We start from the raw sequence: 19487 nt of genomic DNA, 5'->3' as shown, positions 1-19487 counted from the left end.
TCAATTTCAGGTTTTTCTAGCGCTTCTATCTCAGCTAAAACTGGCTCGTCGTCGGCAATTGGTTCTTTAGTTGTGTACTCATCAAAGCCGAATGATGACGAAGCGGAATCTCTCGGTTCTTCTAGTTCAGGTTCATCTTGTTTAGATTCCTCTGCTTTTCGATCTGTTTCTTCATTGATGCTGTAAGATGAAGCAAGGCTCGCTAATTTTAGCTCTTGCTCTAGGCCTCGTTGCTCATCTAAGAAGTCATCATCAGAGTCGTTTACGTCTTTATCGTCGTAACCAAGTTCAAGATCATTAAATTGCTTGGCGTCAGCATAATCATCAGCTGTTTGTGTAGATGGGGTTTGTGGTTTTTCACTATCATGCTGTGCACTAAAGTGCATTAATTCAGAGAGATCGTCGTTATCATTTTTCTCGGTTAATTCGTTTGTGAAGTCAGGAAATGAATCAGAGTCTTGCTGTGACTGCTCTGAGTTTTCATTTAGTACGGCAGCCGTTGCTGCTTGAAGTTCTTCGGCTTCTTTTTCTGCTGAAGCTTGCGCTTGGGCCGCTGCTTTTAGGGCTTTAGCTTGCATTAAGCTTTGTTCAAGCTCTGAGTCTGCATCAGTATTTTTATTTTGACGAATACGAACAATCACTAAGCCTGCAACAAGTAGTACTAGCAAGACAATTAAACTTGGCATTAATAATGAGCTTGAAGAACTATTTTCACTTTCATAAGGAGCAGCAGGCTCCGGTGTAAATGCTGGCTCAACAGGTTCTGCCTCGACAGCTTTTCTTACATCTGTAGTTTCACTGTTTTGCGAACTATCAGGCGCTGCGTTATCAAGCTGTTGTTCCATCACAGGAGAGGTTACAGGCTCGGCCACAGTTTCTGTCGGGGTATCAGAGATTATAATGCGATCAACGTCAGCGGGCTCTTCTGTTTGCTGCACTGGTGGTTTTAGCTGTGTATTTTGCGCTTCTTGTGGTTCTGGCTCTATTTGTAATTGTTCTGCAGGCTGTTGCGGCTCAATAATCTCTGATGCTTGCTCAACTGTAGGCTGTGTTGGTTCTTCAGGCGTACCTAGTATTGCTCCTGAATGTTGAGTTGAGCGGGTGCTTTTACCCTGAATTACTGGTTCAACGGGTTGTGTTGGCTGTTGCTGAACTTTTAGGTTTGAACCATTATTGAGTGGGGTAGGATTTTGGCAATTTTTTTCGTAATTTCTGGCAGCTGAACGATAATTTTTGTTGCTAGTGTTGTTACGATACTCATGCATTTGTTGCTTTAACAAAATACACATAGCTTCGTTGTACTGTGCTTTTGATGTAAAGCTCAGACTTGCAAGTAATAGTAATAAAGTTGTTTTTATAATTGGCATAGTTTCCTGACCAGTAAGGTTTATCTGGTTACCCAAACAATGAGTTAATTCTAAGCCCAGTAGGGCAATTTATCCACATTCATTAAATAATTTCAGCGAAATAGCAAAGTCAATCGATCACCATGAGCGCTCGGTATTCGTCATAAGCAAATTGGTCGGTCATTCCGCTGATGTAATCTTGAATTAAACGGCAGCGATAATAGAACTCGTAGGCGGTAAAATGATCCGGTTCGGCTTTTAGAGCATCAATGGCTTTTTGATAGCTATTTAAATGTTTGTTAGATAGTTTTTTCACCAGACGAGTTTCAATTAAGTAGTGTTGATCGCCTTTTAAAACCCGTTTAAAAGCATCGGCGTCAAGGGCAAGTAAGGGCTTGTAGCAATCAAGTAAACCGCTAATGATTCGATAACCTTGCAGCTCTAAGCGCTCTACCTCTTTGTGGCAAAAAACGTGCTTTAATGCCACTTGTTTTAAGGTGAGCGTGACGGCGTGCAGATGGCTACGATCTTCTAATAACGCTTGATTAAAATCACCATGGTAAATGGCTTCTATGTTGCTGATAAACCGTTCTGCTGCGTAGCTCACTAATGGATGAAGCAAGGTCACACGCAGGTAAATAAAAAATTCGCTGTTAAAATTGTATGGCTGCTCTTGCGCTTTACTTAACGCATAATCAATGGCTTTTTCGGCAAAGTCGCTGTGTTTGGTATCGTCTATGGTTAGGTTTGTGAGTGTGCGGGTGAATTGCTCTTTTAGCTTGTCGCAAAGCGACTCGACACTAATAATGCCTTTTTCGACCGCATCTTCTATGTCGGCTAAACAATACGAAATATCGTCAGCGGCTTCCATAATGTAGCTTGCAGGATGGCGGCAATATTGTTCAATCTCTAGCTCATTTTGCAGTGCTTCAACAAAAGGCTTTTCGCTAAAATAGTAACCCACTTTTTTCATCAAGTAGTTTTTATCTTGTGGGCTGTCTTTTTTTGCCATGCTGGCCGGGCGGGTATATTTTAAAATTCCGGCACTTTGGCTGTAGGTTAAATTTAGTGAAAGTAATGAATGAATTATACGAATACCTTGGGCATTACCTTCAAAGCTTTTTATATCTTGGGCTAAGTGTTTAAAAATCACGCTGATGCCAATGCCTTTACAGCGCTCTGGGGTTAGTGTGTCTAAGTGTTTCTCGAACCACTGATTAATGGCTGCTTCGCCAAAGTGACCAAACGGTGGGTTGCCAATATCGTGCATTAGGCAGGCCATTTCAACGAGGCTTTCTAGTGGCCGCTCAAGTCCAGATAGGCCATATTCTTTTTGCTTTGCATCACTGAGCTTATTAAAAATGGTTTGCACAATAAAGCGGCCCACCTGTTGCACTTCAAGCGAGTGAGTCAGCCGTGAACGCACTGCAGCATTGCGCTCAAGTGGAAATACTTGGGTTTTTTGTTGTAAGCGGCGAATTGCTGCACTGTTAATAATGCGGCCCCGATCACTTTCAAGCGCAGTGTGTAAATTATTGGTAGAACGCATTTCGCGTGCTGGGGTAATTTTTTTACCAAAATCGATCATTTTTCGTTCCCACAAAGCGGTAAAAATCGGGCTTTTATATGTTGTTAGCAAAACTTTGCTAGTTATTAAATTTAATCTAACAGCTTGTATCTTAAATTAAAATATTCATTTTTATTAAAGTTATTACTTTAAATTAAGTCCTTTATTCATATATTATTCAGTTTCACGCACTTCTTCATTATCTTGAATTAGAAAGGAAAGCCTTTTGGCTGTATAGCAATGATGCAAACTCTGTCTAAAAAAACATGGCTGCTAGCCAGTATTCTTTTGTATAGTATTGGTTTAACTGCTTGTAAAAGTACCCCTGAAACAAGTACTGAAAACACCTTAACAGTAGTCGAAAAAAATGCCATTAAGGCCAAACAGGATGCACTTCGCGCCCGTGGTTTTTACGAAAGTCAGCTAGGTAATATCAATTACGCTACAACGAGGCAATGCAGTAACTTTAATTTACAAAGTCACCGTGGCTCAATTCGCTACGCCGAAAATTCGCTTAACGCAGTAATTGATGCTATCGACAACAACTTTGATGTTGTTGAAATTGACGTGCGTATTACCCGTGATGATGTGTGGGTTGTGCATCATGATGCTCGCACCGGCCGCGAAACAGGCACGGTTGATAATAAGCGTCGTAAAATTGAGTCGATGAACTACAAAAAAGAGTGGGGTTATTTACGTCATCGTAATCAAGATACTGGGCTACTTACCGACAAAATGCCGCCATCATTTAGAGAGCTTGCTGCCACATTTGCACGCTATCGTAAACCCCATCAAAAACTGAATATCGAAATAAAATCAAAGGCCTCAGTTAACGATTTAAAAATGCTTGATTACTTGGCATATGAGTTTGTTGGCGGCGGAAACTACTTTTTTAGTAGCTTAGAAATGCGCAACCTTACTCGTATGCGCGACATTAACCCAGACATTTATTTGGCATTTATTCAATCACCGGCAAAAGCCTCAATGAATAAGCTAGCAAGTGATCTAAAACGCGGTGCTGGGAGCGATCCTATTTATGAGCGTAACAAAGAAGAACTTGAAAGCTTGCAAGCACTTGGAAATCGTTACCATCGTGAAAAGCGTTACGACAGCCCTGTTAAGCTTGATAAATTGGCAAAGCAGCTAAAACGTAACTTTGGCTATGTGCTTGATATTCGTCATTACAAGCAAAGTGCAGCTCGCTTGAAACCAGTTGCTAAAGCGCGCGGCATTATGATTGCTACATATTCAATTAATGGTCACGACTATCATGAGCGCAGCTTATTAGCGCAGTCACGTTCGCTGCGTCCAGACTCGGTGATCATGGACGACACCGTATATGGTTTTTGTTCTGTGTTCGAGTTGCCAAAAATGCAGCCGTTTTTTAGCGATGACCCAGAAGCTAAGTTAATTGCTAGTATGCCTGCAGACCTTGATTTAGAACGCTTAGATGAGCTGTATGCTTATAAAGCTAATCAGCTTTATCCTGCGGTGGGCGGCACGCTTAAATCAACTCAAGCACAAACTTATATTCCCAAAGTAACATCGACTCCTTCAGCGCCTAATTTAGAAATAGGGACTCGCCAAGCCGATGAAGACTTTAGCCTAGAAACAGATCCTGTTGTTGAACTAGAACTACGTAAAAAACAATAAGAACAAAACTATGACTGATTTAATAAAGCCGTTTTGGTGGCGCTGCTTGCTACTTGTTTTAGCTACTTTATATTTATTACCCGAAGCAATTTTTAATGCCCAATTAGTGTCATTAGTAGGGTTAGGCACTCCTTCAGCAGAAGATCTTGAGCACCTTGAAATTTATGGCCGAGCAGTGTCTGGAGTAGGTGTTGCGCTGCTGTTAGCTGACTTTTTACCTAAAGCCATGGTTGCAAAAGTTGGCCGCGGACTTATCTCGTTTATCGCTTTACTGTGTTTAGTTTGGCCAGTGGTGTTTTTTGGCCAGAAGTATGTAATTGAAAAGACCTTGATTGAGCCCTCTACAGCAGAGCAACGCCAGTTTGCTACGTACAGTGCAGCACTGCGTGATGCTCTAGCAATTAACTCGATTAAAGTGAATGATCTCGATTATAACCCTGAGCAATTACATAGTTCAGAGAACTTAACCTTTTTGGCGCTATTTGGTGGCTTACTGTATAGCGATGCCGCACTTTCAGATAATTTAGAGCAAGATAAACGTAAGATCATCGCTGCTTTTGTGCAGAAGAAAGCGTATCAAGATTTTGATAAACATTATAAAAACTACAGCCAGCTATATGATGAGCTGGTGGTTAAATACAAAGCCTATGCTGATGGCAGTAAAAAGTATAACAACACTTTGGCTGGAATAGGTGAACGTGAACAAGGTTATTGGCAGCAAGTTGAGCAAGAGATCAACAGTGGCTGGAGCAAGTATCAGCAAGCACAAAAAGCCCACATTGCCAAAGCATCGGCACGAGCGCAAAAGTATGGCCCTAAGATTTATGATTACCATCACAGTATCGCTAAATGCCGTGAGCGTTATGATAAGAGCAGCGAAAAAGATCGCCGTAATCGCTGCTATGAGCGCGAAGCAGCAGACTACCGAAGCACTATTTTAAAAGCGGGTATTGGCTATATAGAGCCTGATTACTGGCTGATCGAAGAAGAAATCTCGGCTGCAGAAAATGCCGCAGGCACTATTTTGATGGGGGTGCTCACTGGCGGTGTTTATACAGCTCTGCAAGCGGCAAGTTTAGCAACCGGTGGCGATGGTGGTCTTAAGGATAAACGCTACAAATACACCGATGATCCCGATCATTATCAGTTACGCTTTTTACAGCATCCGAACTTTCATAAGATGTTTGTTAGCGAGACAGGTTACCCGTTTACGGTTGAAAACTTAGTGGCGTTTCGTACTCACGAAACAACGCAAAACAAGCTTAGAGCACACTTTGCTAGTAAAGGTTTACAACTTGAAAGCAATTGGAATGTGAATCAACGCCAAGCGTTTGCTAATGCAGTCGCAACCAAAGTTACCAACGAAGCGAATGCACAATGGCAAAGCGAAATGCGTAAACGTGGCATGAGCTTAGAGCCAAACTTAAGCTGGGTTGCGTTTCAGTTACACCCGCAAATTCAAGCTAAAATTGCCGACAGAATGGGCGATTTATATGTGAAAAACATTCGCGCCGATTGGAACAAAAAGAACTTTAAAGACAAGGTATTAGATCCAAACATTGCAAAACGCACCGACAAATACCTAGCTATGCTTAATAGTTCAGAAGGTAAATTTGCAGATGGTGGCGAGTATGCTGAGTACGGTAAACAAGCATTGCGTTCGGTGATTATTCCGCCTATTTCGATGTCGTTGTCACTGTTTTTGATTTGCTTAACCTTTAGCAAGCTGCCGTTAAAACTATGGCAATTGATTAAACCTCAGCAAGAAAAGCAACCAACCACTGCTGTATCTGTTTTGCAAAAGCTGATTATGCCAGCGCTGATTTTGATAGTGCCAGTAATGTTTGTGCATAACACCTTTACTGAAGACGACCAAAGCCCTGTTAACTACTTTTTAGACAAGGTCGATGAGTCGAGCAATCCGGTGTTTAGTTATGCGATTCGTTGGACTTTGCATGCCCAGCCTTTGCTGCATCCTCTAGGCTTAGAATTTGAAGAAAAACTGCATATTTACGAGAGTTTTAGTCCAGTGAGCCATGCTTTAGCTAAGGTTGATATTTTGCGTCATGGCGATGCCAACTTAAGTGCAGAACAACAGCAGCGCAGACAATACATGGTTGAGCAAAAAACTAAGTTAACAATCTCCACGAATGCGGCGAATGCCACAATTCGTATCATGAATATAGGCCCTAAATACCGCCCTGGCATGACGTTAAAAACGGGTGCTTATGATATTCAAGTATCGGCGCCTGGATATAAAACGTATCGACGTTGGCACCAAGTTGATGCTGGTGAACAAACATTAACCATTGATTTAAGCAAGTAATTAGCAAGGAATGAAAATGCAACATTGCCAAAATACGGTGTATGCCACCGACCTCCACTGTTGTGATTGTGGAGAAGCACTTGAGCAAAAAAGACAAATGCACACGGTTGAGGAACTCAACCCTGATTTACTGGTTGATGTAAAAAACTATGCGCCACAAGCGGGTACGATCACAGGTGTTGTGAAGTCAATGTATTACTATAAGCGCCGCTATAAAACCAATAACGACAACATGTTATATGGTTATTGGTGGCTAGAAGTAGAAGACAAAGACGGCATTATTCATGAGTTTAGTGTTGATGCAGAAAAAGATGTAATTGCTAACCTACAAAAGGGTAATGTGATCACTGCTTTTCAGGAAACACCGTTAACGCTTAATTATCGCATTGCTGATGGCAATGCTAGGCGGGTAGTTAAAAATGACCGCTTTATGCCAGTTGTGATTGTGCATTTTGCCGATCAGCAATATCGCAGCTGGGACAAAACCATTAGCCGAAACTACACTGGTGGAACGATATTGTGGCTGGTGCTAAGTGTTATTACATTCTTAATCATGTTGTTCGCTGCAAAGCTTGAGTTTTTGCCTGCGCTACTTGCGTCATTGCCTGTGGCAATTGGGGTGTTTATGGCAGAGCAAAACTACCATAAAAAAGCCAAAGCCAAACAAGAAGCAAAGTATGATGCGATTTTAGCGGCAACAGATGTGATGCTATCGACCACCCTAAATCAATTGGGTTATAACATGTTGGCAAGAACGCCGAGTAAGTCAGATGTTATTTGTATCTCGTGTCAGCAGCGTATCAGCCAAGATGCGGCACATTGCTATTGCTGTGGTGCTAAGCAACATGTTGAAGCGATTGCTGCAAACGAACAGTCGCTTGCAAAAGATGATGAGCAAGCTATTAGCATTCAAAAAGCGTTAGAGCCAACTATAACCAAACCAATTAGTATCGCTGAGCTTGAGCATGCCATTATGGATGAATATAGTCTTGCGTATGAAAACGATTACGTGCATAAAAATGTTTGGGCACGTAACGAAAAAGGCACTATTCGTCATCGTGCTGTGCTTGGTAAAGTATTAGAAAAAGAGCAAAGCGCACATGCCAATGAAACACGTGAAACAGTAACCACCACTGAAACAACAACCACCTATCGAGGTGGCATGTATGTGGGTAGCGATGTAAAAGAGCGCGTAGAGGTATATCGCAATCGTAGCACGACTTTAAAAGGCGAAATTATGCTTGAAACGGCCACAGGTGAGCCGTTTGTTTTTAAAGCCGGTGAAGATTTATTGGGCTCAGTTGATATCGGCGATTGGGTGTATTACGCCTACAGCAGTGTAGACACAAAGCGTTATTATAAGTATTACCGAGAGTATGCGGTTAATGTGAGTAAAGACATTGCCTATGGCAACTCATCAGTACGTAGCTTTGGTATGGTACATGGTTTTAACCGTATGGTACTGCTTGGCCTTACGTCAATAGGGCTAGCATGGTACTTTGATGCTCAAGATTTTTACCCGTTGATAAATACACTCGTACCAGAGGCCGGGATTGATTTACTCAATAATTACCCGCAAGTGGTCGAACATTTAGATGGGCTTCCGGTTGCTGTGTTTATTGTATTAAGTGTGGTTACAGGCGTTTGGGGCTTTATTTATAGCCTAATAAACGGCTCACGTTTAAAGCGTAGTGTGAAAAAGCTTGAGAGCATGATCACAAAATTTTCAAAACAGTTTGGTAACGTTTCTGAGCAAATTAAAAAATTAAACTAAAAGGGTTTCGCATGCGTATTTGGCAATTAGTTTTAGCGGGTATATTAATGTTTAGCTCGGCTGTAAAAGCGGAGCAAGAGCAATCTGTGGTCCTTATTTCGATAGATGGCTTTCGTTGGGATTATATTGAAAAACACCATGCAAAACACTTAAAAGCAATCAGTGAGCAGGGCGTACGAGCTAGCAAAATGCGTCCTGTTTACCCGACCAAAACCTTCCCGAATCATTTGTCGATTATTACCGGCTTGTTGCCGGTTAATCATGGCATTGTCGAGAACCGCTTTTGTGATACTGAGCGCAACGACTGTTACAAAATGGGGAAAGGGAAAGACGATAGCACTTGGGTGAGTGGTATTCCGCTTTGGAACCTAGCGCAAATGCAGGGCTTAAAAGCCGCAACCTATTTTTGGCCTGAATCAGATGCGCGCTTTAACGGTATGTTGCCTGATTACTTTTATCATTATTCAAAACACAGTGATTACCAAAAGCGTGTTGATCAAATTATTCAGTGGTTGAGCTTACCAAAAGCGCAGCGTCCACGTTTGGTTATAAGCTACTTTTCGCTGGTGGATAGCATGGGGCATGAGTTTGGCCCAGATGCCAAAGAGACTTATGACGCAGTGCAAAAGCTCGATAGTTTAATGGCTGATTTATCGAGCCGTTTAAAAGCGCTTGATGAAAACATTAACTTGGTGATTGTGTCTGATCACGGAATGACCTCTGTTGATCCAAGCCTTAGCATTAAAATTGATAGCTTGCCGCAAGATGAAAACTTCATAGTGCAAAACACTGGCCCTCGGGTTTTATATTATGCAAAACCAGATAGCAAAGCAGACATCAAGGAGTTCAGCAAAAAGCTTGCTAAAGCCGCAGATGGTCGTTACGTCGTGCTAAGCGAGCAGCAAAAGCGTGATTATCACTATAATAAAGGCCCGCGCGTTGGCGATATTATTTTACAAACCGACGCACCTCGTGTGTTTACCGACAGTAAAATGGCTGGTTACCTAGGCACTCATGGTTACGCTTACAGCGAAGATATGGCCGCAACCTTTATCGCCACTGGCCCCGCCTTTAAACAAGGCCTTCGTTTAGACGAAGTAAGTAATTTAGATGTGTACCCGCTGATCGCTAAAATACTTGGGCTTGAGATTTTAAGCCCAATCGACAGCGACGGCGCAAGTTTGTGGCCGGCTATGAAGCAGTAAGCTTTGAGTTAGTTTGTGCCAGCACATTACTAAGGCTAAATACGATACCGTAGGCGTGAAATTTATTTCGCGCGAAACAAGTTTCACGCCTACGAATTAATACATTAGGCACTGGGCGCTAGGATTTAGGTTCTTGGACGCGATGTAAAATCGCAGCTACAGACTCACACCCGTTACCTACAACTTCGTTACCCACCCGTACTCACCATGGCTTTGAAACTTGTAGCTTTGATTACCGGCATCAAATTGGCCTTGTAGGGTGTTTTCTGTGAGGGTCATCACGGCTTGATGGCCTGCTTTAGTTTGATCATTGACCTTGCCAAACACACTTCTATCGCCATTGCTGGCTTCAATAATGTTACTAATTTCGACGGTGTAACTGAGGTATTCGTCGATCACTAAAATAAAGTGATCGCCGGGTTGTAAGGTTTCTAGGGTGTCTAAATCAAATTCGCTGAATGCGGTGTTTGCTAATTGGTCAGGCAAACGGCCTTGTTTGTATAGGTAATCGTGCGCATGATTAGATAGCTGATTAAGCGGCGCAGTTAAGTTCACAATGGGCTGTGGGGCTATTTGGTCGGCCTGCGCTTTGTAAGAGGCAACAAACTGCTGTGTGCTTGGTTTTGTTTTAAAACCATCACTTTGAATGTGCCATTCATTCAGTGCAAATGCTGTAAGTGGCAGAATGAAGATTAATGCAAGCGTCCTGTTCACATGTTTCTCTTACGGGTTTTTATGTTAACTCATTGTTAGTTTTTACCTTAAGTTAACAACCCGGTCAATGGTTAATCACTAAGTAGTGGTTTTTATTATCGTGTCGATAAAATTAATTTGTTTTACTCGGCTTTGAATGCTCAGCATAATCCGCGTTTTTTTGTCACCGAAACTCAAAGACCAGAGGTACCAAGCATGCGCGGGTGGATCATTTATAAAGATAGCCAAGGCTTGTTAAAACAAGAAACCTATGAAGTAGAACGTTTACTTGCTGCAGCCGAAGAAGAGGGCATAGATTTACAAGTTTATTCGCCTGATCAATTTGACCTGACAATTACCCGTGAAGACGGTAAAAGTATTTTAATTGATGGTAAGTCAGTTGAGCTCCCCGATTTTGTTATCCCTCGCATGGGGGCAAGTACAACTTATTTTGCGCTAGCGATTATTCGCCACCTTGAACGTTTAGGTGTGTACTGTGTTAACAGTTCGCAATCCATCGAAACAGTAAAAGACAAATTATTTGCACAGCAAATTCTTGCTGAGTGTAATTTACCAACGCCAAATACCATGTTGGTTAAATTTCCGGTGAATATTGATTTGGTTGAAAAGCAAATTGGCTTTCCTGTGGTTATTAAAACCTTATCGGGCTCGCAGGGGAGTGGTGTATTTTTATCAAAATCAAAAGAAGAGTTTGATGACTTAATGCAGCTGATTGAGGCTGCAAATCCACAAGCAAACATCATTCTACAGCAGTTTGTTAAGTCAAGTCATGGCCGTGATTTGCGAGTACTTACTATCGGTGGTCGTGCTGTTGCATGTATGGAACGTAACTCACAGGGTAAAAACTTTAAAGCCAATGTTAGTGCAGGTGGCACTGGTAAGTCATTTCCTATTACGCCAGAAATCGAATGGCTTGCAACCCAAACAGCGAACGTACTCAACCTTGATGTAGCAGGCATCGATTTATTGTTTGATGAGCAGCACTTTAAAATTTGTGAAGCAAACTCAAGTCCAGGCTTTGAAGGCTTAGAAGGTGCGTTGGGTATTGACGTAGCCAAAGAGATTTTGCACTTTATTCGCATTCGTTTAGGTATTTTTGATAAACCCACAAAACCAGAAGTGCAAGAAAAAGCAGCTGAGAGCGCAGCTTAATCTTCGGTTATTTTTGCACAAAAGCCATTTTCTGAACTTAGAAATAAGTTGAGTGAATGGCGGTTGCAAATTGCTTGTACGGTTGCAAGGCCTAAACCAAACCCTTCTTTTTGACGCGCCGGATCGCTGCGATAAAAGCGTTTTGTGAGCTGTTGTAAATCATGTTCGTTGACACCCTTACCATTGTCGACAACTGATATACTTTTTTCAGCAATTATTATTTTAATCGTTGCGCCCTTACCAGCGTACTTTATAGCATTTTCGACTAGGTTAAAAATTGCTTGAAACAACAGGTTTCGATCACCGCTTAATTGCCAAGGTGAAGAAATAGCGACATCAATTGATTGACCGTTTTGTTCGGCACTGGGTTGTAGAATTTCACTAATATCATTGGCAAGTTGACTACTATCAATTGTTTCGAGCTGTAGCGGAAACTGTCCATGTTCTAAACGTGTGAGCTTTAGCATGGCGTCAAAGGTGTTAATGATACTATTGAGCTGTTCAAGCTCGTAGCCCATTTCTGGCAGCTTTTGTAAACGCTGCTCTAAATTAAGTTTTAATCGTGTCAGTGGGGTTTTTAGATCATGAGCGATATTATCGGTAATTCCCTGTACCAAAGCGAAATTTTCCTCTACTGCATCGAGCATTGTATTGATGTGAGCTGCTAAACGATCAAATTCATCACCTTTATCTTTATGGGATAAACGCGCGCTTAAGTTGCCATTTTGAACTTGTTCGGCTGTTGCATTGAAGTAGTTTACACGACGCAAGTGTCGACGAGAAAATAGGTAACCAAACAAGCCTGTTAACGCTATTGCTAAGATAAAAGTCCAACTAGCGATTGATTTGAAATCGATGATTAAACGTTGTAAATGCTCTGTGGCAGTGGCGAGCACGATATTGCCATAAACGGTTTTAACTTTGCCTGTTGTGAGTAGGCGTATTTGACCTCGTCCGGTATCAAGAACAGGAAAAACAACTGTTTCGGGGAGTGAGGGGATATTATCGGGTAAAAAGCTTAGCTGCTGGCTTTGTTCATAATCACTCTGCCAAAAAATTAAAATATCACCTTCGCTTCTGAAAACATCCAGCTGTTGAAAAAAGCTTTGCTTGTCAAATTCGGAGGCGAGCGCTTCGATACGTGTTTTTTCGGCATCAAGGCGCCGTTCAACTTGACGGCTTTGCTCGCCAAGTAACAGTTGGTAGATTAAAGTAATCGCAAGTAATAAAGTAACAGCGGTAATTGCTGCAAAGGCCAATGTTAAACGCCAAACTGAGCTTTTTCTTGGGTCGAACAAACGTAGGTTATTTTCGTACATTAACTCTCACTAGCTTTTAAGCGGTAGCCGACACCGCGAACTGTTTCGATTTCTAATTGCGCGGACGCTTCTGTGAGCTTTTTACGAAGCCTCGCAATATGCACGTCAATAACGTTGGTGCCAGGATCAAAATGATATTCCCATACCGATTCAAACAATAAGGTGCGGGTGACTAATTTGTCTTGGTGATCTAATAAATACCTAAGCAATTTAAATTCTTTGGGCTGTAAATTAACAGTTTTAGTGTTTACTTCAACTCGTTGATTACTGTAGTCGAGCGTTAAATTGGCAAGACTAATTTTAGTGCTCAGTGGGGCATGAAAGGTATGCCGTTTTATTAAGTTTTCGACTCGAATAGCTAATTCAGAAAAAGAGAAGGGTTTTGTTAGATAATCATCACCGCCGGCTTTTAAACCTGTCACTCTGTCGTCTACTTTATCTAGCGCAGATAGTATTAATACTGGCGTTGTTTTGCCGGTTGCTCTTAATGCTAACAATACCTGTAAACCATCAAGCTTAGGAAGCATACGATCTAGAATAATCGCGTCGTAATGTTCACACGTCGCTAGCATAAGCCCTTGTTGACCATCTTCTGCGCAATCTAATGTGTAGCCTTGCTCAATAAAAGCCTTGTATAAAAACTCGCGATTTTGCTGGTCGTCTTCAACTAATAATAGTTTCATTAATTGCCCCAACGAAGCAAAGGTAAGTTCTTACCCGTCTCAAGATCAATCGCTTTTTTGTGACGCCCTTTGCTGGTTACGAATGTGGCGACCATGTATGTGATACCCATGTCTTGCTCTAATTGGGCTTCAATTAGGTAGTGTGTTGGCTCACTATCTAGTTGTGTTACTAAACCATGTAATGTGTAACCTTTACGGCTCATCAAATTAGCAGCTGCTATTTCTTCTTGTTCATCAAGCTCCGGAGCTTCATATTCAAGCTCTATTACCTTTCCCGCACTGTCTAAAAGTAATTCGATAAATCGTTGTTTTTTAGCTTCATATAAAGTGACTTCGAATACGCTTTGACCATTTTCAATTTCCAGCTCAAACTCAACAATAACGGCATTCTTCGCATAGTGTTGTTCTATGTTATATAAAACTTCAGTCGGGGCAGGGGCTGTGCTTGAATCTAGCATATTAAAAATGGCTGAACTTGCAGCAAAAGCAAGGCCAGAAATTAAGCACAGGCAAGTTAAAACTAGTTTTTTCATAATATTTCGACATTAGTTTGGCAGCACGTTTAGTGCTGCCATTGTTGTATTTTGTTGTTAATCATCAAGCTTACATGCACGTACGATGTTATCTTGTACCCACTGGCATTCTAGATCAACATATTGTTCTGTAAAACTCGCTAAGCTGTTATCTTCACTGATGTAGCCGAATAAACTAGCCTGTTGCGATTCAGTTACTGTTACTATGCCTTTTAATTCAAGAGGTTCATTGCTGTTATCACGTTCGATTTCACTGACAATATAGCTTTGTCCATCAATAATACCTTCAAGCTCTAACCATTCACCTGAAAGAGTATCTGCTGTTAACCCATCTTCAAAAACGGTTCTATTTGTGATTTTCAAGCTGATGCCATTGATAATAATGTTGCCATTGCTGTAATTGGCAAAGCCAGAAACACTAAAATTACTGCTTAAATTAGGCGAAGTGTGGCTTTTCTCCAGATCTATTTCGTGGGCTAAAAACCAATTATTAGCTTGCTGCCAGATGGCGTCTACTTCTATCGTATCTCCTATGGTTAATGTAGCGCGAGTGGTATCTTCAAATTTAGTTTGATCGGTAATACTCACTTGCCATTGATTGTTCAGGGTAACCAAGGAAGTGTCATTGTTGATGAAGGTAATTGTACCAAAAAGCGCTGTATCTAGATCGTCATCAGCTGTAAAGTTATGTTCAGCGTCAACCTCTTGTGCCATTAATAAGTTACCTTCTAAGCGGCCCTCTACTTCAACGAATTGATTGTTTTCTAATGCGCCGTCGATGTCTGCCTGTTGATATTGAACAGTTAAATCACCTAGTTTAAAAGTATAAGAGGCAGTGTTTAGATCTGTTATGAAACCTTCGAGTTCTAATTCTGCGCTGTTAGATAATGGTTGTTGGTAGGTAACCGTGAATTCACTATGGCTATTGTTATAACCGCTTAATTCAACCAGGCTACCATTTGAAAGGTTTTCGGTATTTAAATTATTTAACTTGAAGCCCGCAATTGTAGCGCCTTGTTCATTGATACTAACAGGCCCTTTAAAACTTGGATCATAATCAATCTGAGTTGCTTCTTTACCATTTGTTTCAACTTCAACCATCATACCTACTTTTAGATCGCTGATTAATGCGTGGTTGTCATCCACCTCAATGTCAGCATTATTTGTGGCTATTTGATGATGGTTAACTGTAATACTGTTACTTGATATCGCACTTACCTCACCGACTAATAAGCTTGGCAAAGTGAGAGTATTTTGTACCGGTTCCTCACTCTTACTACTACTGCCACAGCCTGAAAGTAGTGCACTGATTGTTGCTAACGAAATAATAGATAGGCGATTTTGATTGATTAGTTTTGTCATGATTGGTCCTTAAATTAGTCAGTGTTTGCAGTTTAACTAAGTAAGGATTGCTTGAAGGTGGAGAGAAAATTAAATTTTGTTAATGTTTGGCATTGCAGTAAATGCCTCTTCTGTATAGTAAATTAATCTTAAAATACTACAAAAGTGTACAGTGCCATCTGGCAAATCATAGGATATGGTAGATTTTTAATTGCAAGGAGTGTGTGTACATGAGTCAGCTCATCAGTCGAGCAACTGCGGGGTTAGTGGCCGTTATTATTGGCTTTACTAGCTCAATTGCGCTTATTTATCAGGTCGTTATGGTGTTAGGTGGCACACCTGATTTGGTTGCTAGCTGGGTATTAATGCTTGGTCTTGCTATGGGCGTCAGCTCAATTGCGTTGTCTTACTACTACAAGGTGCCTATTCTTATCGCGTGGTCAACAACCGGAGCGGCACTCCTTATTTCAAGTGCCCAAGGCTATAGCTTAAATCAAGCTGTTGGCGCGTTTATGTTCTCCGCTGCGCTGGTGTTTTTGTCAGGCATTACTGGCGTGTTCGAAAAAATGATGAATAAGATCCCAAGTCAACTGGCCTGTGCAATGCTTGCAGGCGTGTTGGTGAATTTTGGTATTGATGTGTTCAACTTTATGAACGAGCTGCCTTTAGTGATTGGGTTAATGGTGGCTGTTTATTTATGTGGAAAACGTTACTTTCCACGCTTTGCTATGCTCGCAGTGGTTGTGGCGGGATTTTTAATAGCAGGTGTAACTGGGCAAATTGATACCTCTAGCTGGCAGTGGAAAATGAGCGAGTTTGCTTACATTGCACCTGAGTTTGATTTAAACGCCATGATAAGTGTTGGTTTACCGCTGTTTATTGTGACTATGACGTCGCAAAACTTACCAGGTATTGCTGTATTAAAAGCGCATCACTATAAAGCCCCTGTGTCGGCAGCGTTAAATGTAACCGGGCTATTAAATGTATTTATTGCACCACTTGGTGGTTATGCCATTAATCTAGCGGCTATCACCGCTGCCATTTGTATGAGCCCTGAGGCTGATAAAGATCCAAGAAAACGTTATTGGGCAAGCATTGCTGGTGGGGTGTTTTACATTATTATGGCGCTCCTCGCGGCAACCTTGGTTGGTTTGGTAGCAAGCTTGCCACAGGCATTGATTTTGGCGTTGGCGGGTATCGCACTATTTGCCACTATTGCCAGTAGCTTACAGCAAGCTTTAACTGAGGCGTATTATACCGAAGCCGCTATCGTGACCTTTTTGGTCACAGCGTCTAATCTAACTTTGTTCTCGGTTGGTTCTGCATTTTGGGGAATTGTTGCAGGTACGGTGACTTTGGTTATGACACGCAAAGATTAGTGACACGCTTCAATATTAAAAAAGCCCTAGTTACTGTATATAATAGCTAGGGCCTTTTGTTATTTAAGTAGTGGTTTTATCACTTCAAACATTGCATTGATATGGTCATCGCGGGTATTCAATGCTGGAATGTAGCGGTACTTTTCACCGCCTGCATGCTCAAAGTTTTCGCGGTTTTCGCCTTCGAGCTCTTCTAGTGTCTCTAAACAGTCGGCACTAAACGCAGGGCTTAAAATTGCAACGTCTTTAATGCCTTCAGCAGGGTAGCTTTCAAGGGTTGCGTCTGTGTATGGCTTCAACCATTCAGCTTTACCAAAACGGCTTTGAAAGGTTGTTACAGCAAAGTCTTTTTCAAAGCCAAGTTTCTCAGCCACTAAACGGGTGGTTTGCATACAAAAACAGTAGTAAGGGTCGCCGTTTTCTAAAAACAGTTTAGGTGTACCATGGTACGAAAACACCAACTTTTGTGGCGTGCCATGGGCATTTAGATCTTCGCTAATGCTAGCGGCTAGAGCATCAATGTAAGTCGGGTTGTCGTGATAACCATTAATAAAATGCAGCTCTGGCACCCAGCGCCACTTGCGAAGCACATTTGATACTGCATCAAATGTTGAGCCAATGGTCGTGCTTGAATATTGTGGGTACATAGGCAGCACAATCACGCGAGTGATACCTTTTTCGCGCAGCTCTTCAAGGCCTGCTTCAATTGAAGGGTTACCGTAGCGCATGGCCATAACTACTTCGGTGTCGTGGTGTCCTTTGTCTTTTAAAAGGGCTGCTAACTTTTTGCTTTGCTCTCGGGTAATATGAGTAAGCGGTGAGCCGTTTTCAGTCCAGATACTTTTATAAAGTGCTGCTGAACGTTTTGGGCGTAACGTAAGTACAAAGCAATAAAGGATGATCATCCAAATGAAACGCGGGATCTCGACAATTCGTGGGTCTGATAAAAACTCGCGTAAATATGTTCTAAGTGCCGCGGTAGTAGGGGCGTCTGGGCTCCCTAAGTTGGTCAGTAAAATGCCCGTTTTTTTGTTGAATCGGCCGTCGTGCGGCTTATCGGTAATGGCGGAAAATCGCGACACTGAGTGCTCCTGTATGAAGTAATCGTAATATAAATCACATTGTAACGAAGTAAGCTGACTATGTGATCACTTTATTCGCTAATTTTTGATCATGATCCTGAAAGGGTTCGGTTTTTTCGATTCTAGTTGTTGCAGTTTATTAATCGATTTAGGGCCAAATACATGCCCTTTTGGCAACAGTAAAATACCGTCGTAATTTCTGAGCGCGTGACCAAGCACCATGCCATTTTTAAGGTTTTGTGCTGAAAGAATTTTCATAGTGCCAACATTTTGAACACTCGCACAGTTAATTTCTAAGCTATTAAATATTTCTAAAATTTTTGGGTGGTAGTATGTTCCGCTATAGAGCTGTAATTGATCGCGAGCCCTTTCAAAATTACTACTCTCTGAGCTTGAAAGTTGTGCAACGGCTTGCCAAAAATCACGGGCTACAGCTAATATCATCGCGGCTTTTGGAATCTCATTCCCTTTTAACCCTTTCGGTTTTCCTGTCCCATTATAGTGTTCAAATTGGTAATAAATTGCTTCAGATACATCACTTAAGTGAGGCGCAGGCATGAGCATTAATTGTGCTGTACTTGGGTGCGTATAAAATAGTTTTCGTTGTGTTTCAGTGAGCTCTTTAGTTGGTTTTTTATAAAGCTCTGGCTCCATTGCAAGTAGACCTATTTGTGATAAGTATCCTGCCATTTCTGTCATTTCTATAAGTTGATTGTCTAGACCTAGGCGCGTGGCTAGTTGTTTACAGGTAGCAGCAATATTTTGAGCTTGTGTTCCATCTAGGTAAGGGTTGGCATTTATAAAGTTATATAAAATCTCAAAAGTAGCGCGATGCTCATGCTTCTCTCGTTCATTTACTGTTTCAAGTTGTTTTAATACTTTACGGATTTGTTGTGTGCGCTTTTCTACCATTTGCTCAAGGTTGTTGTTTAGCTCTTTTAGTTGGCTGTTTTGCGCTTTAATTTTTTGCTCTAACTGTTGATTCTGGCGTTTCAAAGATGTTTTTTCTATCGCATCATTTATATTGCTTAGTAGTAATTCGTTTTGCCATGGTTTTTGTATGTAAGTATGAATTTTACCGATATTGACTGCAGCAATCGTGTTTTCTATATCTGAGTAACCGGTTAGCAAAATGCGCTGTGGTTCAGGAGCAATGGTGAGTGCCTGCGCGAAAAACTCAGCCCCATTCATGCTTGGCATACGCATGTCGCAGATAATTACATCAAAACTATAATTAGCTAGAGTTTTAAGTCCATCTTTGGGATCTGAGCAGGCTTTTACGGTGATATTGTTAGCTGATAATAACCGCAAAAGAGTTCGCAGCACTATTTCATCATCATCAATGCATAAAACCTGAATATGTTGTTTGCTAATTTGCTCTGCCATGCCATTTTACTATGAATCATCGTTAAT

The 19487-nt window shown here is 41.5% G+C and carries 14 protein-coding genes and 1 pseudogene; 6 read left to right on the top strand and 9 right to left on the bottom strand.

Features of this window, described 5'->3' with window-relative positions:
• Both CWB80_RS17565 and dgt read right to left on the bottom strand, forming a co-directional pair.
• Nucleotides 1-1367 (bottom strand): annotated as a pseudogene (locus CWB80_RS17565) (hypothetical protein); the annotation flags it as partial.
• 109 nt (nt 1368-1476) lie between these two features.
• The gene (dgt, locus tag CWB80_RS17560) at nt 1477-2934 is read right to left on the bottom strand and encodes a dGTPase (RefSeq protein ID WP_138599375.1); all 1458 of its coding nucleotides are present in this window, start codon (nt 2932-2934) and stop codon (nt 1477-1479) included.
• Between the two features lie 219 nt (nt 2935-3153).
• Here dgt and CWB80_RS17555 point away from each other — a divergent pair, with 219 nt between their 5' ends.
• Genes CWB80_RS17555 through CWB80_RS17540 form a run of 4 tightly spaced genes read left to right on the top strand, consistent with a single transcriptional unit; the run spans nt 3154 to nt 9871 of the window.
• Nucleotides 3154-4566, top strand: coding sequence for a glycerophosphodiester phosphodiesterase (locus tag CWB80_RS17555; RefSeq protein ID WP_138599374.1), 1413 nt, complete (start codon nt 3154-3156; stop codon nt 4564-4566).
• 10 nt (nt 4567-4576) lie between these two features.
• Nucleotides 4577-6892, top strand: a complete 2316-nt coding sequence (locus CWB80_RS17550; RefSeq protein ID WP_138599373.1) for a carboxypeptidase-like regulatory domain-containing protein — start codon at nt 4577-4579, stop codon at nt 6890-6892.
• 16 nt (nt 6893-6908) lie between these two features.
• A complete protein-coding gene (locus tag CWB80_RS17545) occupies nt 6909-8666 on the top strand; it encodes a hypothetical protein (RefSeq protein ID WP_138599372.1) in 1758 nt (585 codons plus the stop codon).
• A gap of 11 nt (nt 8667-8677) precedes the next feature.
• Complete coding sequence (locus CWB80_RS17540; RefSeq protein WP_138599371.1) at nt 8678-9871, top strand: alkaline phosphatase family protein; 1194 nt, start codon at nt 8678-8680, stop codon at nt 9869-9871.
• A 177-nt stretch (nt 9872-10048) separates the two neighbouring features.
• On the opposite strand, the gene CWB80_RS17535 is transcribed toward CWB80_RS17540, so the two are convergent.
• The gene (locus tag CWB80_RS17535) at nt 10049-10585 is read right to left on the bottom strand and encodes a protease inhibitor BamI-like protein (RefSeq protein WP_138599370.1); all 537 of its coding nucleotides are present in this window, start codon (nt 10583-10585) and stop codon (nt 10049-10051) included.
• 195 nt (nt 10586-10780) lie between these two features.
• Here CWB80_RS17535 and CWB80_RS17530 point away from each other — a divergent pair, with 195 nt between their 5' ends.
• Complete coding sequence (locus CWB80_RS17530; protein ID WP_138599369.1) at nt 10781-11737, top strand: ATP-grasp domain-containing protein; 957 nt, start codon at nt 10781-10783, stop codon at nt 11735-11737.
• Here CWB80_RS17530 and CWB80_RS17525 read toward each other — a convergent pair.
• From CWB80_RS17525 to CWB80_RS17510, 4 genes are read right to left on the bottom strand one after another with little or no spacing between them, the layout of a single operon-like run.
• Nucleotides 11734-13056, bottom strand: coding sequence for an ATP-binding protein (locus tag CWB80_RS17525; RefSeq protein WP_138599368.1), 1323 nt, complete (start codon nt 13054-13056; stop codon nt 11734-11736). The two genes, CWB80_RS17530 and CWB80_RS17525, sit on opposite strands and share 4 nt — an antisense overlap.
• A complete protein-coding gene (locus CWB80_RS17520; RefSeq protein WP_138599367.1) occupies nt 13056-13739 on the bottom strand; it encodes a response regulator transcription factor in 684 nt (227 codons plus the stop codon). Before CWB80_RS17520 ends, CWB80_RS17525 begins: the two co-directional genes overlap by 1 nt.
• Nucleotides 13739-14272 (bottom strand): hypothetical protein, encoded by a 534-nt coding sequence (locus CWB80_RS17515; RefSeq protein ID WP_054553439.1) that lies wholly within the window; start codon nt 14270-14272, stop codon nt 13739-13741. Before CWB80_RS17515 ends, CWB80_RS17520 begins: the two co-directional genes overlap by 1 nt.
• A gap of 57 nt (nt 14273-14329) precedes the next feature.
• The gene (locus CWB80_RS17510) at nt 14330-15634 is read right to left on the bottom strand and encodes a DUF5666 domain-containing protein (RefSeq protein ID WP_138599366.1); all 1305 of its coding nucleotides are present in this window, start codon (nt 15632-15634) and stop codon (nt 14330-14332) included.
• A gap of 209 nt (nt 15635-15843) precedes the next feature.
• Here CWB80_RS17510 and CWB80_RS17505 point away from each other — a divergent pair, with 209 nt between their 5' ends.
• A complete protein-coding gene (locus CWB80_RS17505; RefSeq protein WP_138599365.1) occupies nt 15844-16992 on the top strand; it encodes a benzoate/H(+) symporter BenE family transporter in 1149 nt (382 codons plus the stop codon).
• A 59-nt stretch (nt 16993-17051) separates the two neighbouring features.
• Here CWB80_RS17505 and hemH read toward each other — a convergent pair whose 3' ends face one another.
• Together hemH and nosR are read right to left on the bottom strand one after the other, a co-directional pair.
• Nucleotides 17052-18074: a ferrochelatase gene (gene hemH / locus CWB80_RS17500; RefSeq protein WP_054553442.1), complete on the bottom strand. Its 1023-nt coding sequence runs from the start codon at nt 18072-18074 to the stop codon at nt 17052-17054.
• A gap of 78 nt (nt 18075-18152) precedes the next feature.
• Complete coding sequence (gene nosR, locus CWB80_RS17495) at nt 18153-19460, bottom strand: response regulator c-di-GMP phosphodiesterase, NosR family (protein ID WP_138599364.1); 1308 nt, start codon at nt 19458-19460, stop codon at nt 18153-18155.
• Nucleotides 19461-19487 lie beyond the last annotated feature (27 nt).

The sequence above is a fragment of the Pseudoalteromonas sp. S1650 genome, assembly GCF_005887195.1.
Classification (GTDB): domain Bacteria; phylum Pseudomonadota; class Gammaproteobacteria; order Enterobacterales; family Alteromonadaceae; genus Pseudoalteromonas; species Pseudoalteromonas simplex.
The sequence above is the reverse complement of the archived record's forward strand: the minus strand, read 5'-3'. Positions and strand labels throughout refer to the sequence as shown.

Excerpts from the sequence above, each read along its gene's own strand:
- nosR (WP_138599364.1), bottom strand. The coding sequence starts at position 19,460 with ATGGCAGAGCAAATTAGCAAACAACATATTCAGGTTTTATGCATTGAT.
- CWB80_RS17525 (WP_138599368.1), bottom strand. The coding sequence starts at position 13,056 with ATGTACGAAAATAACCTACGTTTGTTCGACCCAAGAAAAAGCTCAGTT.
- CWB80_RS17545 (WP_138599372.1), top strand. The coding sequence starts at position 6,909 with ATGCAACATTGCCAAAATACGGTGTATGCCACCGACCTCCACTGTTGT.
- dgt (WP_138599375.1), bottom strand. The coding sequence starts at position 2,934 with ATGATCGATTTTGGTAAAAAAATTACCCCAGCACGCGAAATGCGTTCT.
- CWB80_RS17515 (WP_054553439.1), bottom strand. The coding sequence starts at position 14,272 with ATGAAAAAACTAGTTTTAACTTGCCTGTGCTTAATTTCTGGCCTTGCT.
- CWB80_RS17540 (WP_138599371.1), top strand. The coding sequence starts at position 8,678 with ATGCGTATTTGGCAATTAGTTTTAGCGGGTATATTAATGTTTAGCTCG.
- CWB80_RS17510 (WP_138599366.1), bottom strand. The coding sequence starts at position 15,634 with ATGACAAAACTAATCAATCAAAATCGCCTATCTATTATTTCGTTAGCA.
- CWB80_RS17550 (WP_138599373.1), top strand. The coding sequence starts at position 4,577 with ATGACTGATTTAATAAAGCCGTTTTGGTGGCGCTGCTTGCTACTTGTT.
- CWB80_RS17555 (WP_138599374.1), top strand. The coding sequence starts at position 3,154 with ATGATGCAAACTCTGTCTAAAAAAACATGGCTGCTAGCCAGTATTCTT.
- CWB80_RS17520 (WP_138599367.1), bottom strand. The coding sequence starts at position 13,739 with ATGAAACTATTATTAGTTGAAGACGACCAGCAAAATCGCGAGTTTTTA.
- CWB80_RS17505 (WP_138599365.1), top strand. The coding sequence starts at position 15,844 with ATGAGTCAGCTCATCAGTCGAGCAACTGCGGGGTTAGTGGCCGTTATT.
- CWB80_RS17530 (WP_138599369.1), top strand. The coding sequence starts at position 10,781 with ATGCGCGGGTGGATCATTTATAAAGATAGCCAAGGCTTGTTAAAACAA.